Origin of the sequence: Prevotella pallens ATCC 700821 (assembly GCF_000220255.1) — a bacterium.
GTDB lineage: Bacteria > Bacteroidota > Bacteroidia > Bacteroidales > Bacteroidaceae > Prevotella > Prevotella pallens.
In genome coordinates this window covers 1650732-1651259 of the sequence record NZ_GL982513.1, presented here as the reverse complement: position 1 = coordinate 1651259, position 528 = coordinate 1650732, and the positions used below count along the sequence as shown (strand labels likewise).

Annotated in this window: 1 protein-coding gene; it reads left to right on the top strand. The window is 37.1% G+C overall.

Translation table 11 applies throughout. The features are described 5' to 3' along the window. On the top strand, nucleotides 1-458 hold a 458-nt coding region (locus HMPREF9144_RS06480), incomplete at its 5' end, for a GLPGLI family protein (protein ID WP_006045116.1). Between the last annotated feature and the right edge of the window lie 70 nt (nucleotides 459-528).

Here is a 528-nt window from a genome sequence, read left to right as displayed (position 1 = left end):
AGGACCTGCCTCAGTTCAATTGGAAATTCATAGAGGGAACAGACACGATTATCGGCTACCCATGCTCGAAGGCGACAGTCTCGTTTGCAGGCAGAAATTATACTGCATGGTACACTCAAGAAATCCCGTTGCCATTTGGACCATATAAATTCGGTGGTCTCCCTGGATTAATTTTAAGAATACAAGATAGTGAAGAACAGTATATTTGGGAGGCTATTGGCTTTGAAAGATCAAACGCCCAGATATTGACATACAAATATGAAGGAGAGAAAAAATGCTCGGTAGAAGAAGCGAGTAAAACAATCGCTCGCATATTCAAATCACCGCTATCTTTCATCTCTGCAAGTATGGGCGGAGGAAAAATCACAATGCTTGATAAAAATGGAAAAGTAAAGAAATCAAATGATGCGGATAGTTATACCATTCCATACAAATCGTTAGAGATTGAAGATGAATAAAAATCAAATCGATATGTCAAAATCAGTTGTAAAGCAACTGATGCGTTTAATAAATTTAAGTTTAATAAAA